Here is a 12,695-nt window from a genome sequence, read left to right on the forward strand (position 1 = left end):
TGGAGAACACGTTCACGATCTCGGGTACCGGGTTCGTGGGTGCGGGTGCGCAGTACGGCGCGTACGTGCTGCTGGGCGACGCGTCGATCTGGTCGGGTGACGGGCCGCTGGTCGCGTCGGGTTGGCTGGGTCTGAAGTGGGTGTCGCCGGCTCAGGTCGTGGACGGGAAGTTCACGACGGAGATCACGGTTCCGGCGGGCGCGTTCGACGCCTCGAAGGAGTTCGTGGTCGCGACGTCGGCTGCGCACGGCCTGTCGGTCTCGGACCGCACGCTGGACACGTTCACGCCCCTCACGCTCAAGAAGGCGGAGATCCCGACCTTGCTGACGGTGACCCCGGGGGCTTCCTCGGTGACCGCCGGCGACAAGCTCTCGCTGACCGTCGCAGGCCTCACGCCTGGTGACACGGTGGCCTCCGTCCGCCTGGGCGGTGCGCCGGTCAGCTTCGTCGCCGACGGCGCGGCCGTCGTCGTGTCGGTGCCCGCAGACCTCGCCTCGGGCGAGCTCACGGTGACCGTCACGAGCAAGCTCGGAGCCACGGGCGAGACGACCGTCGCGGTCACGGCCGAGCCGGGGACTCCGGTCGAGAAGCCCACGGTGACGGTGACGCCCCGCGCGGATCTCGACCCTGCGGTCGAGAACACGTTCACGATCTCGGGTACCGGGTTCGTGGGTGCGGGTGCGCAGTACGGCGCGTACGTCCTGCTGGGCGATGCGTCGATCTGGAAGGGCGATGCCCCTCTGGTCGCAGATGGTTGGCTCGGCCTGCAGTGGGTGATGCCGGCTCAGGTCGTGGACGGGAAGTTCACGACGACGATCAAGGTCCCCGCGGGTTCGTTCGACCCGGCCACGGAGTACGTGGTCGCGACGTCGGCTGCGCACGGCCTGTCGGTCACGGACCGCTCGCTCGACACGTTCACGGCGCTGTCCGTGAAGCAGCCCGGGAAGGACGCGGAGGCGACGAGCACGACCCTGCGTGCTTCGTCGGCGAGCAGCGTCGAGGGCACCGGCGTGACGTTCACCGCGACCGTCGCACCGGCTTCGGCCGAGGGCGTGGTTCGCTTCGTCGACGGCTCCAAGGACCTGGGATCCGCCGCGGTCAAGGACGGCGTCGCGGTCCTCGTGGCGAGCGACCTCGCGGTCGGCCCGCACTCCGTGAAGGCCGTGTTCACCCCGACGGACAACACGTCCTTCGTGGGCTCGACCTCCGCGGCGACGACCGTCACGGTCACGGCCAAGCCCGTCACCCCGCCTCCCGCGGGTGCGGCAGGCAGCCTGCAGTGGGGCGTCAAGGAGTCGTTCCGGACCTACATCGCAGGCCCGATCGCCCAGGGAGGCGTGACGACCTCGAACGGTGCGTCGGGGGCCGCGACCGGTCTGTACTCGTTCCCGCAGTCCGCGAAGAGCTCGTTCGACACGGCCTCGCGCAAGGGCGCGGTCGACTTCGCCGGCACCGTCCGGTTCACGGGGCACGGCGGCATCCTCGACGTCCGCCTGAGCAACCCGCGCGTCGTCGCGACCGGCGACAAGGCGACACTGGTCGCGGACGTCGACTCGAAGGACATCGAGGGCGGTTCGTTCGTCCAGTCCGGCGTGACGGTCGCGACGCTCGACCTGGCCGCCGCAAAGGTCACGACCGGGAACGGCACGACGACCTACGCGAGCGTCCCCGCGGCCCTCACCGCAGCAGGCGTCCCGGCGTTCGGTGCGTTCTACACGGCCGGTGACGCGCTCGACCCGGTGACCTTCACGGTCGGCTCCGCCGTCGAGAACCCGGGCACGACCCCGGGCGAGAGCTCGGGCAACACCGACGGCTCGGGCACGCAGCAGGACCCCGCCAAGGCGACACTCTCCGTCTCCCAGGCCGCCCCCGGCGACCAGGTCACGATCAGCGGCATCGGGTTCGGGGCCGACGAGGAGGGGCTGCGCGTCGAGGTCCACTCCACCCCGCAGGTCCTCGCCACGGGCATCACGGCCAACGCCGGTGGTGCGGCCACGTCGACCGTCACGATCCCCAAGGATCTCCCGGCGGGCGAGCACACGCTGCTCCTCATCGGCGCGAACCACACCGCGTCCGCGGCCATCACGGTCACGGGTTCGAGCACCTCGGGCAGCGGTTCCGCCGCCCAGCAGTGCTACGCGCAGGGTGTCAACGGCGCCACGCTGACCTGGGCCGTGAGCGACAAGTTCCGCGCGTACATCGCGGGGCCGATCGCCAAGGGTTCCGTCTCGGCCAGCGGCGCCAAGGACAACGGCTCCACGACCACGTGGAGCGGTGGCGAGGGGTCGTTCAACACCGACCTCGGCAAGGGGCGCGCCTCCTTCGCAGGTTCGGTGCACTTCACCGGTCACGGCGGCATCCTCGACCTGCAGATCTCCAACCCGCGGGTCCAGGTCAACGGCGGCAGCGGCACGCTCGTCGTCGACGTCGTCAGCAGCGACATGGAGGGCAACAAGTCCACGAGCAAGGGCGTCGCGTTCGCGAACCTGGACCTCTCGGGCAAGAAGTCGACCTCGGGCACCACGATCACGTGGACCGGAGCCTCGGCCACGCTGACGGCCGCGGGCGCCAAGGCGTTCGCGGGCTTCTACGAGGCAGGGACCGCCCTGGCCCCCGTCACGTTCAGCTTCCCGATCGGCGGCGACGTCGAGTGCGACGCGTTCTCGGGCCTGGCGGCCACGGGGTCGGACGCGGGCAACGCCACGGCACTCGCGGTGATGCTGCTCCTGAGCGGCGCGGGCCTGCTCGCGGTGAGCAGGCGCCGTCGGGCACGCGCGACCGCCTGACGCACGACCGCACGACCGAACGACGAACGGCGGGCGGGCCGGGACCACTCCAGGTCCCGGCCCGCCCGCCGTTCGTCGTTCCCGCCTCAGCCGGTCGCGCAGCGACCTCGCACGCGGCCCTGCAGCGGTACTCCGGGCGTCCCGCCGGGCCGTGGCAGGGGTCGACACCTGCCACGGCCGGTCGCGCCCCTCCGGGGCCTTGCAGACGACTGCCCCGGTCCCCTCCGAGCTGGTCGGGGGGACCGGGGCAGCGCGCTGTCCGGGGGGCGTGCGTCAGACGAGGTCGACGAGGTTCGCTATCGAGTCGACGACCTTGCTGGGACGGAACGGGAACGTGTCGACCTCGTGGAGCTTGGTCGAGCCCGTCATGACGAGGTAGGTGTAGAGCCCGGCCTCGATGCCCGCCACGACGTCGGTGTCCATGCGGTCGCCGATCATCGCGGTCGTCTCGGAGTGCGCGTCGATGCGGTTGAGCGCGGACCGGAACATCATGGGGTTGGGCTTGCCCACGAAGTACGGCTCGCGGCCCGTCGCGGCCGTGATCATGGCGGCGACCGCGCCCGTCGCGGGCAGCGGCCCCTGCTGCGAGGGACCGGTCGTGTCCGGGTTGGTGCAGATGAAGCGCGAGCCGCCCAGGATCAGGCGCACGGCCTTGGTGATCGCCTCGAACGAGTAGGTGCGGGTCTCGCCCAGCACCACGTAGTCGGGGTCGGACTCGGTGAGCGTGTAGCCGGCCTCGTAGAGGGCCGTCGTCAGGCCCGCCTCACCGATCGCGTAGGCGCTGCCGCCCGGGACCTGGTCGCTCAGGAACTGCGCGGTGGCCAGCGCGGACGTCCAGATCGACTCCTCGGGCACCTCGATGCCGGAGGTGGCGAGGCGCGCGCGCAGGTCGCGGGCCGTGAAGATCGAGTTGTTGGTCAGGATGAGGAACGGGCGCTCCTTGTCGCGCAGCGCGCGCACGAACTCGGCTGCTCCGGGGATGGCGTGGCCCTCGTGGACGAGCACGCCGTCCATGTCGGTGAGCCAGCTCTCGATCACGCGCGTCATCGGTGGTCCTCTCCAGGGGTGTGCTCGACGGCGTCCGTCGTCTTCTCGGACCCCGTCGCCGGGGCGGTGGTCGCCTCGGACGTCGTCAGGGGGGTGTCGGTCGGGACGGCGGGGGTGGCCGTGGTCGGGGCGGCAGAGGTGCCCGCGGTCGCGACGGCGGGGCTCTCAGCGGCGCCGGCGGCGGCGGCGGCCGCTCCGCCCGCGGCGAGCTCGGCCTTGGTCCGCTGCGACTCACGGCGGGCCCGCAGCACCTCGATGACCACGGGGACGACCGAGACGGCGACGATGAGGACGAGGATCGTCTCGATGTGGTCGTTGACGAACTGGATGTTGCCGAGCCAGTAGCCGAGCAGCGTCACGCCGACGCCCCACACGAACGCGCCGACCAGGTTGTAGGCGACGAACGTCCGGTAGCGCATGCCGCTCATGCCCGCGGCGACCGGGGCGAACGTCCGCAGGAAGGGGACGAACCGGGCCAGGATGACGGTGCGTCCGCCGAAGCGCTCGAAGTAGTCGTGAGCCTGGTCGATGTACTTGGTCTTGAGGACGCGGGCGTCGGGCGTGAAGAGGCGCGGGCCGATCTTGTTGCCGATCAGGTAGGCGAGCTGGTCCCCGAGGAACGCGGCGGCGAAGATCATGGCGCACACGAGCCAGATCGACAGGTTGAGCTCGTCCTGGGCGACCAGGAGGCCCGCGGTGAAGAGCAGCGAGTCACCGGGCAGGAACGGGAACAGCAGGCCCGTCTCGATGAAGACCACGGCGACGATGCCGAGCACCGCGTACACGCCGAACCTCTCGATGAACCCGCTGATCATGGTTCGCGCGTCGAGCCAGTCCGGCCCCAGCGCGACCACCTGGGTGCCGTCGACGGCGGAGAGTGCCGCGGCCGTGTCCGGCAGCGTCGAGGTCAGGAGAAGGTCGGTGAGCACGCCACCAGCGTAGTGGGCGCCACGCTGCACGGACCTGGGCTGCGTGGAGCACCCTGTGAACATCGTGGGGGGATCGGGGTCACGGCGAGGCACCGGGGACAATGGGTCCGTGACGAACTCCTCCGCGCGCCCCCAGCACGAGGGTCACCCCGCGCGTGACGACCAGCCCGCAGCGCCCTCCGTGCCCCCGGCACCGGACGAGCCGCCGCACCCCCGCGGCGAGGACCAGGTCGAGGTGGGCGTGGGCCCCTGGCCCGGCGGTCGGGCAGCCTGGCCGACCGGCGAGCGCTACGACGTCGAGCTGCTCGAGCACGGCGACCGGCGCAACGTCGTGGACGCCTACCGGTACTGGACGGTCGAGGCGATCGTCGCGGACATGGACGCGCGACGCCCGGTGGGAAGGCGCCTGCACGTCGCGATCGAGAACTGGGGCCACGACCTGAACATCGGGTCGGTCGTGCGCACGGCCAACGCGTTCAACGCCGCGGGCGTGCACATCGTGGGCAGGCGGCGCTGGAACCGCCGTGGCGCGATGGTCACGGACCGCTACCAGCACGTGAGCCACCACCCGCAGGTCGAGGACCTGCTCGCGTGGGCCGCGGCGCAGCACGACGGCGCGGGCATCCCGGTCGTCGGGATCGACAACGTCCCCGGCTCGATACCGATCGAGGGCTACCTGTTCCCGCGCGAGTGCGTCCTGCTGTTCGGGCAGGAGAGCAGCGGGCTCTCGGCCGAGGCCCGCGAGGCGAGCCGGGAGATCCTGCACATCACGCAGCTCGGGTCGACCCGGTCGATCAACGCGGGGGCCGCGGCGGCCGTCGCGATGCACGCGTGGGCCGTGCAGCACGCGTACGAGCCCTAGGCGTCCCGACCTCCGGGACGTCCCAACCAGTGGTGACGGACGTCCACCAGAGGGACGGATCACACCGGCGGTAGGGATCCATGACAAAATCATGGGGATAACAGGGCGCGCGGCAGTGTCGTCGGCACCCACCTCCTTCCGTCATTGGAGTTCTGCAGATGGCTATCGCAACCCCCGAGGTCTACGCCGAGATGATCGACCGCGCGAAGGCAGGCAAGTTCGCCTACCCCGCCGTCAACATCACGTCGTCGCAGACCATCACCGCCGCCATTCAGGGCTTCGCCGAGGCCGAGTCCGACGGCATCATCCAGGTCTCCGTCGGCGGCGCCGAGTACGCGGCGGGCTCGACCATCAAGGACCGCGTCACCGGTTCGCTCGCCCTCGCGGCGTACGCGACCGAGGTCGCCAAGAACTACGACGTCACCATCGCGCTGCACACGGACCACTGCGCCAAGCAGAACCTGGACTCCTGGGTCCGTCCGCTGCTCGCGCTGGAGATCGAGCAGGTCAAGGCCGGCAAGCTCCCCACGTTCCAGTCGCACATGTGGGACGGCTCGTCCGTGCCGCTCGACGAGAACCTGATCATCGCCGAGGAGCTCCTCGAGCTCTCCGTCGCCGCGCGCACCATCCTCGAGATCGAGGTCGGCGTCGTCGGTGGCGAGGAGGACGGCCACACGGCCGAGATCAACGACAAGCTCTACACGACGGTCGAGGACGGTCTCGCGACGGTCAAGGCCCTCGGTGCGGGCGAGAAGGGCCGCTACCTGACGGCTCTCACGTTCGGCAACGTGCACGGCGTCTACAAGCCGGGCGCGGTCAAGCTGCGTCCGTCGATCCTCGCGGACATCCAGAAGGCCGTCGGCGACGCGATCGGCAAGGAGAACCCGTTCGACCTCGTCTTCCACGGCGGCTCGGGCTCCACGGCCGAGGAGATCACGGAGGCCGTGGACAACGGCGTCATCAAGATGAACATCGACACGGACACGCAGTACGCGTTCACGCGTCCGGTCGTCGACCACATCTTCCGCAACTACGACGGCGTCCTGAAGGTCGACGGCGAGGTGGGCAACAAGAAGGCCTACGACCCGCGCGCCTGGGGCAAGCTTGCTGAGGCCGGCATGGCTCAGCGCATCGTCGAGGCGTCGCAGCAGCTGCGTTCCGCGGGCCAGAAGATCCGCTGAACGGCTCGCTGAGCCGCCCGCGAGGGCGGTGAGCCCGGCGGGAGCCTCCCGCTACCAGAAGTGCCAGCAGGCCCCGGTCCGTCAGGACCGGGGCCTGCTGCGTGTCGTGGGCCCGCCAGGGGCGCCCGACGGCGGAGCGTCCGTCGGGCAGTCGTCCTCAGCGGTCGGTGCGCGGGAGGCGACGGCTCCCGTTGAGGTGCGTGACGCCGTCGGGCAGGTCGAAGCCGGGGTCCTCGTCGACGATGTCGAGCATGTCCCCGATGCGCGTGACCTCGAGCAGGAAGCGCACGGTCGGGGGAGCACGCAGCACCCGGACGCGATGCGGCCCGCGGGTCGCGAGCCGGGCGAGGAACGCCACGCCCGAGGAGTCCATGAAGGTCACGTGGTGCGCGTCGATCTCGACGGGGAGGCCGGTGGCCTCGGCGTCGGCGGTCGCGTCCAACAGGTCCGGCCCGAGATCGGCGTCGATCTCGCCGGACAGCACGATGCGGGCACGCGTCGCGCCCACGATGACGTGCACGCTCGCGGGGTCGGACTGCTCCGTCACGACGTTGCTCGACCCGGTCGCGGGGTCGTCAGGCTCGCTACCAACCGTGGTGTTACCGTCGCGCACGTTGCTCCTCCCAGCGTGGACCGGACCCGCACAGGTCTCGGAGATCACCAATCTACGGTTGAATGTCCACTCGGGACAGTAACGCGCTCACGGCAATCTCGGTCGGAGGTGGGAATGGTCGGCTCGTCGAGCCTCGGGCTGGGCTCCTGGGCCCGCGGTCCGCGCGCGGCCGGGGCCTCCCTGCCGGCCGGCGGACCGGAGATCTTCGCGCGCGCCGCGCAACGCTCCGGGGTCGCGTCCTTCCTCCTCGGCCGCCGGTCCGAGGGCATGCCGATGACCTGGGTCAACGACGCCTTCTGCCGGCTCACGGGGTACACGGCCGACGAGGTCCTGGGGCGCAGCCCACGCTTCCTCGCCGAGCTCCTCGCGGACCAGGGCGAAGCCGACCTGTTCCGCGCCGCGGTGCTCGAGGGACGCGAGGTCACGCGCACGGTCCGCAGCGACCGGCACGACGGCACCCCGTTGTGGACACAGGTCTCGCTGTCCCCGGTCGACGAGGCCGACGGCGAGATCGCCCACTGGATCGGCGTGATGATCGACGTCACCGAGCACATCGACCGCTCCGCTGCCCAGCTCGCGTCGCTCGAGCTCGAACGCCGGGAGCGCGTGAGCCTCGCGATCATCACCGAGACCTCGGACCTGCTCAACGACCTCGACTACCCGCTCGCCCTGCGCGAGATCTGCGACGTCCTCGAGGGGGCGCTCGTCGGGTGGGCCGGCTTCTACATGAACGACGACGGGCTGCGCTACGCCGAGGGCATCGACACGACGACCCCGCCGAGCGGCCGCGGGCAGCGCCACGGGCGCTACATCGCGGACGGTGCCGGCGCCGTGGAAGGGGCCATGGGGCTCACGGACGCCCTCGGGGACGCCACGGGTCCTGCGGGGCTCGTGCCCGGCACGGTGATCGACCTGCAGGACACCGTGCAGGACCTGCTCGACGGACGGATCGACGGTCCGGTCCTCCTGGACCTGACGGTCGACTACCCGCAGTGGTCCGCGTCGAGCTGGCTGAGCCGGGACGTCCGGCAGCGCACCTCGGCGAGCGCCGAGGCGCCCGCCTCCGTCCTGCTCCACCCGATCGCCGGCCGCCGTCGCGTCCTGGGTCTGCTCGCCACGAGCGGGCTGCCGGCATCGGTCACGACGGCCCCCGACGAGTCGGGGGCCCAGGCCGTCCTGAAGGCGCTGGCACGCCGTGCCGGCCTCGCGATCGACAACGTGCGCCTGTACGCCCGCGAGCACCGTCTCGCGGAGACGCTCCAGCGCGCCATGCTGCCCGAGCAGGCGGACGTCACGGGGCTCGACGTGTGGACCTACTACGCGCCCAACTCCGAGCACGCGCAGGTCGGCGGGGACTGGTACGACGTCCTGCAGATCTCTCCCGACGTCGTCGGCCTGGTGATCGGTGACGTCGTGGGCCACGACGTCGAAGCCGCTGCCGCGATGGGTCAGCTGCGGTCCGTGGTCCGTTCGTACGCGTACGAGCTCACGACCCCGGGGCCCGTCCTCGAGCGGGTCGACCAGCTCGTGGTGGGGATGCGGATCCCGCGGTCCGCGAGCCTCGTGTATGCGGCGCTCACGCACCGCCCGTCCGTGCCGTCCGCCACCCGTGCGTCCGAGCTCGACCCCGAGACGTTCGAGGAGGACGCGACGGTCCTCCAGGTCACCGCGACGGGCAGCGATGACACGGACGACGCCGGAGCCGCGGACGACGCGAAGACCTGGGCGATCGAGTACTCGCGAGCGGGCCACCTCCCGCCCCTGCTGCTCCGGGCCGGCGAGGTCACCCAGCTCAACGAGGCGGGCGGCTCGCTCGTCGGGTTCGGCACCGGCACCCGGGCGACGGGGCGGGTCGAGCTCGAGCCCGGCGATGTCCTGCTCTTCTACACGGACGGGCTGATCGAGCGGCGCGACCGTGCGCTGCGCGTCGGGCTCGACGCCCTCGTGGAGGCGACCCGGTCGATCACGGCCATCGACTCGGCCGGCATCGGCGAGGAGCTGCTCTCCCGCCTCGCGGACGCCCCCGAGGACGACGTGGCGCTCGTGGTCGTGCGGATCCCGGACCCCGTCTCGGACCCCGTCACCTCGGCCCTGAGCCCGCGCAGCCGCCGCTGGCTCCTCCCGAGCGAGCCCGCGTCGATCGGGCGTGCCCGCCATGCGGTGCTGCGCACGTGCCAGGCCTGGGACCTGGGTGACAGCGCCAACGCCGAGCTCGTGGTGTCCGAGCTCGTCGCCAACGGGGTCCTGCACGGCTGGGGCCACCTCGCGCTGCGGCTGTTCGACACGGGCGACGGCCTGCGCGTCGAGGTCGAGGACTCCAACCCCGCGCCACCCGTCTCGACCGACGGGCACGCGCACCGGATGGGCGGGTTCGGTATGCAGATCGTCGAGCGACTCGCGGACTGGGGCTGGCGTCCGGCGGGGTCGGGCAAGCTCGTGTGGGCGCGGCTGCGCCCGCTCGGGGAGCGACAGGACAGGACGTCGAGCGCCTCGGACTGAGGGCCGGTCAGGCGGGAGCGCCGCAGACCGAGGGCCGGTCGGTCGAGGAACGGCTCGGTCAGGAAGCGTTGGCCCCCGCCGGCGGGTCGCAGCGGTGGTCGACGTCGATCCGGAAGAGGTCGAGCGCGCCGCACACCTCGAGGACGAACAGGTCCCGGTCGTCGCACCCTCGCAGGACCGTCGCACCGCCGCGCTTGCGCCCCGAGTCGGCGAGCGAGATGAGGAACGCTGCGCCCGTGGAGTCCATGAACGTGACCCGGCACATGTCGATCACCAGGAGCTGACGGCGCAGCCCGACGACGCGGGCCGCGATCTCGGGGAACTGGTCCCGTTCGGCGAGATCGAGGTCCCCGGCGATGACGAGGGTGGTCGTCGCGGGGGAGGTCGAGATCTCGATCATGGTCCTGACTCTAGGCGGGTGCGCCGTTCGGTGCACATGCGCTCGTCAGGGGCCTGCGAGAATCGACGGATGTCGACCACACCTGTGCGCCCCAACCTCCTCGACGGACCGCCTCCGGTGCGTCTGCCCGCCGAGCCGGACGTCGTCGCCGGCCTCGCGCGCGGCGACGAGCCGTTCGGGCTCGCGGCCGCCCACCCCTCCTCCTCGCTGCTCTGGGCGCTCCTCGCCGAAGCCACGCTGCGCGACGGGGGAGAGCACGCCCCGGTGACCGCGTACGCGTTCGCGCGTACCGGGTACCACCGGGGCCTGGACGCGCTGAGGCGGGCAGGGTGGCGCGGTCAGGGGCCGATCCCGGCCGACCACGAGCCCAACCAGGGGTTCCTGCGAGCGCTGCTCGCGCTGCACCTCGCCGCTGCGCTCATCGGTGAGACCGACGAGGCCGACCGCTGCGCCCAGTTCCTGGTCGACTCGGGCACCTCGGTCGACGAGGTCGCCGCGCTCGTCGTCTGACGCAAGCCAGGACGTCCTCCGGGCGTCGCCCCTCGGCGGCGTACCCCGTCGTCCGTCGCCGAGGGCGCCCGAGGGGTGCGCCCCGCGACCCGCACCGGACCGGGGTGACGAGCGGCGCCGTCGGGCACGTGGAGCACGCCTCGTGGACCAGGGGAGCCGTCCAGGGCAAGGACAGGTAAACTCGTCCCGGCTTCCGGGTGACTGCCGCCCGGACGTGCCTCGGGCCCGCAGAGGACCCGCCGACGAGACGCGACACGCATCGACAACCGTCGACGACGCGTGCCGCCGTTCACCGGCCGGTCTGTCCCCTGTACGTGCCGGTCGGTGCTGGCCCGTGACCCGGTCCGAGGAACAGGCAGTCTGAAAGTGGGGAATCCATGCCAGGCGTGGTGCTCATCGGTGCCCAGTGGGGCGACGAAGGCAAGGGCAAGGCGACCGACCTCCTCGGTTCGCGGGTCGACTACGTGGTCAAGTTCAACGGCGGCAACAACGCCGGGCACACGGTCGTCATCGGGGACGAGAAGTACGCACTGCACCTTCTGCCCTCCGGCATCCTGTCGCCGGGCGTGACCCCCGTCATCGCGAACGGCGTGGTCGTCGACATCGAGGTGCTCTTCCAGGAGCTCGACGACCTGATCTCGCGCGGTGTGGACGTCTCGCGCCTCCTGGTCTCCGGGAGCGCGCACGTCATCACCGGGTACCACCGCACCATGGACAAGGTGAGCGAGCGGTTCCTCGGCAAGCGCCGCATCGGGACGACCGGGCGCGGGATCGGGCCGGCGTACGCCGACAAGATCAACCGCGTGGGCATCCGCATGTGGGACCTGTTCGACGAGAAGATCCTCGCCGAGAAGATCGAGGGCTCGCTCGACCAGAAGAACCACCTGCTGGTCAAGGTCTACAACCGTCGGGCCATCACGGTCGACGAGACCGTCGAGGAGCTCCTCGCGTACGCCGAGCGCGTCAAGCCGATGGTCGCGGACACGTCGCTGATCCTCAACCAGGCGCTCGACGCGGGCAAGAACGTCCTCTTCGAGGGCGGCCAGGCCACGATGCTCGACGTCGACCACGGCACCTACCCGTTCGTGACGTCGTCGAACGCGACGGCGGGCGGCGCGGTGACCGGTTCGGGCGTCGGCCCCACCAAGATCTCGTCGGTGATCGGTGTCATCAAGGCCTACACGACCCGGGTGGGCGAGGGGCCGTTCCCCACCGAGCTCTTCGACGAGATGGGCGAGTACCTGCTCAAGACCGGTGGCGAGTTCGGTGTGACCACCGGTCGCGCGCGTCGCTGCGGCTGGTACGACTCGGTGATCGCTCGCTACTCGAGTCGCATCAACGGGATCACGGACCTGGTCGTGACCAAGCTCGACATCCTCACGGGCATCCCCAAGATCCCGGTGTGCGTCGCCTACGACGTCGACGGCGTCCGCTACGACGAGATGCCCACGGACCAGACGGCGTTCCACCACGCCAAGCCGATCTACACCGAGTTCGACGGCTGGACCGAGGACATCTCCGGCTGCCGGACCTTCGAGGACCTGCCGGCCAACGCGCAGGCCTACGTGCGCTCGCTCGAGGAGCTCTCGGGTGCGCGGGTCTCGGCGATCGGGGTGGGACCGTCGCGCGACGCGATCATCCCGCTGCACGACCTGCTGCACTGAGACACCGCCCCCGCGCCTGCTCCTGACCACAGGGAGATGTTCCAGGTGCGCTGACGGACGACTCGCAACAGGGACGGACGCCGCGGATCCCCGACCTCGTGTCGAGGGTCCGTCGCGTCCGTCTTCTGTGCCCGGCGATCCTCCGGAGGGGCGCGACGGCAGCGCCGCGCGGCAGGGCTGCCCGGCTGCGGTGCGTGGACGCCT

Annotated in this window: 10 protein-coding genes; 6 read left to right on the forward strand and 4 right to left on the reverse strand. The window is 71.3% G+C overall.

Going from position 1 to position 12,695, the window contains the following annotated elements:
- On the forward strand, positions 1–2,786 hold a 2,786-nt coding region (locus ACFWGN_RS15390; RefSeq protein ID WP_377617965.1), incomplete at its 5' end, for an HtaA domain-containing protein.
- A gap of 273 nt (positions 2,787–3,059) precedes the next feature.
- Here the strand turns inward: ACFWGN_RS15390 and ACFWGN_RS15395 are convergent.
- Positions 3,060–3,833 carry an HAD-IIA family hydrolase gene (locus tag ACFWGN_RS15395; protein ID WP_191805585.1) on the reverse strand — a complete coding sequence of 258 codons (774 nt, stop codon included), beginning with the start codon at positions 3,831–3,833 and terminating at the stop codon, positions 3,060–3,062.
- Positions 3,830–4,762 carry a DedA family protein gene (locus tag ACFWGN_RS15400; RefSeq protein ID WP_377617967.1) on the reverse strand — a complete coding sequence of 311 codons (933 nt, stop codon included), beginning with the start codon at positions 4,760–4,762 and terminating at the stop codon, positions 3,830–3,832. The genes ACFWGN_RS15395 and ACFWGN_RS15400 overlap by 4 nt, the downstream gene beginning before the upstream one ends.
- 181 nt (positions 4,763–4,943) lie before the next feature.
- Between ACFWGN_RS15400 and ACFWGN_RS15405 the strand changes: the two genes are divergently transcribed.
- A complete protein-coding gene (locus ACFWGN_RS15405; RefSeq protein ID WP_377618154.1) occupies positions 4,944–5,624 on the forward strand; it encodes a TrmH family RNA methyltransferase in 681 nt (226 codons plus the stop codon).
- A gap of 158 nt (positions 5,625–5,782) precedes the next feature.
- The gene (gene fbaA, locus ACFWGN_RS15410; protein WP_191805586.1) at positions 5,783–6,805 is read left to right on the forward strand and encodes a class II fructose-bisphosphate aldolase; all 1,023 of its coding nucleotides are present in this window, start codon (positions 5,783–5,785) and stop codon (positions 6,803–6,805) included.
- A 157-nt stretch (positions 6,806–6,962) separates the two neighbouring features.
- Here fbaA and ACFWGN_RS15415 read toward each other — a convergent pair whose 3' ends face one another.
- On the reverse strand, positions 6,963–7,418 hold the full coding sequence (locus ACFWGN_RS15415) for an STAS domain-containing protein (RefSeq protein WP_191805587.1): 456 nt from the start codon (positions 7,416–7,418) through the stop codon (positions 6,963–6,965).
- Positions 7,419–7,532: 114 nt separating this feature from the next.
- Here ACFWGN_RS15415 and ACFWGN_RS15420 point away from each other — a divergent pair, with 114 nt between their 5' ends.
- Positions 7,533–9,917, forward strand: a complete 2,385-nt coding sequence (locus ACFWGN_RS15420) for a SpoIIE family protein phosphatase (protein ID WP_377617969.1) — start codon at positions 7,533–7,535, stop codon at positions 9,915–9,917.
- A 58-nt stretch (positions 9,918–9,975) separates the two neighbouring features.
- Here ACFWGN_RS15420 and ACFWGN_RS15425 read toward each other — a convergent pair whose 3' ends face one another.
- Complete coding sequence (locus ACFWGN_RS15425; protein ID WP_056652588.1) at positions 9,976–10,317, reverse strand: STAS domain-containing protein; 342 nt, start codon at positions 10,315–10,317, stop codon at positions 9,976–9,978.
- A gap of 69 nt (positions 10,318–10,386) precedes the next feature.
- Here ACFWGN_RS15425 and ACFWGN_RS15430 point away from each other — a divergent pair, with 69 nt between their 5' ends.
- A complete protein-coding gene (locus tag ACFWGN_RS15430; RefSeq protein ID WP_377617970.1) occupies positions 10,387–10,827 on the forward strand; it encodes a DUF3151 domain-containing protein in 441 nt (146 codons plus the stop codon).
- A gap of 377 nt (positions 10,828–11,204) precedes the next feature.
- Positions 11,205–12,491 carry an adenylosuccinate synthase gene (locus ACFWGN_RS15435; protein WP_056652581.1) on the forward strand — a complete coding sequence of 429 codons (1,287 nt, stop codon included), beginning with the start codon at positions 11,205–11,207 and terminating at the stop codon, positions 12,489–12,491.
- Positions 12,492–12,695 lie beyond the last annotated feature (204 nt).

Origin of the sequence: Oerskovia sp. NPDC060338, assembly GCF_042726295.1 — a bacterium.
Taxonomy (GTDB): Bacteria; Actinomycetota; Actinomycetes; order Actinomycetales; family Cellulomonadaceae; genus Oerskovia; species Oerskovia merdavium.

Excerpts from the sequence above, each read along its gene's own strand:
- ACFWGN_RS15395 (WP_191805585.1), bottom strand. The coding sequence starts at position 3,833 with ATGACGCGCGTGATCGAGAGCTGGCTCACCGACATGGACGGCGTGCTC.
- fbaA (WP_191805586.1), top strand. The coding sequence starts at position 5,783 with ATGGCTATCGCAACCCCCGAGGTCTACGCCGAGATGATCGACCGCGCG.
- ACFWGN_RS15420 (WP_377617969.1), top strand. The coding sequence starts at position 7,533 with ATGGTCGGCTCGTCGAGCCTCGGGCTGGGCTCCTGGGCCCGCGGTCCG.
- ACFWGN_RS15425 (WP_056652588.1), bottom strand. The coding sequence starts at position 10,317 with ATGATCGAGATCTCGACCTCCCCCGCGACGACCACCCTCGTCATCGCC.
- ACFWGN_RS15430 (WP_377617970.1), top strand. The coding sequence starts at position 10,387 with ATGTCGACCACACCTGTGCGCCCCAACCTCCTCGACGGACCGCCTCCG.
- ACFWGN_RS15435 (WP_056652581.1), top strand. The coding sequence starts at position 11,205 with ATGCCAGGCGTGGTGCTCATCGGTGCCCAGTGGGGCGACGAAGGCAAG.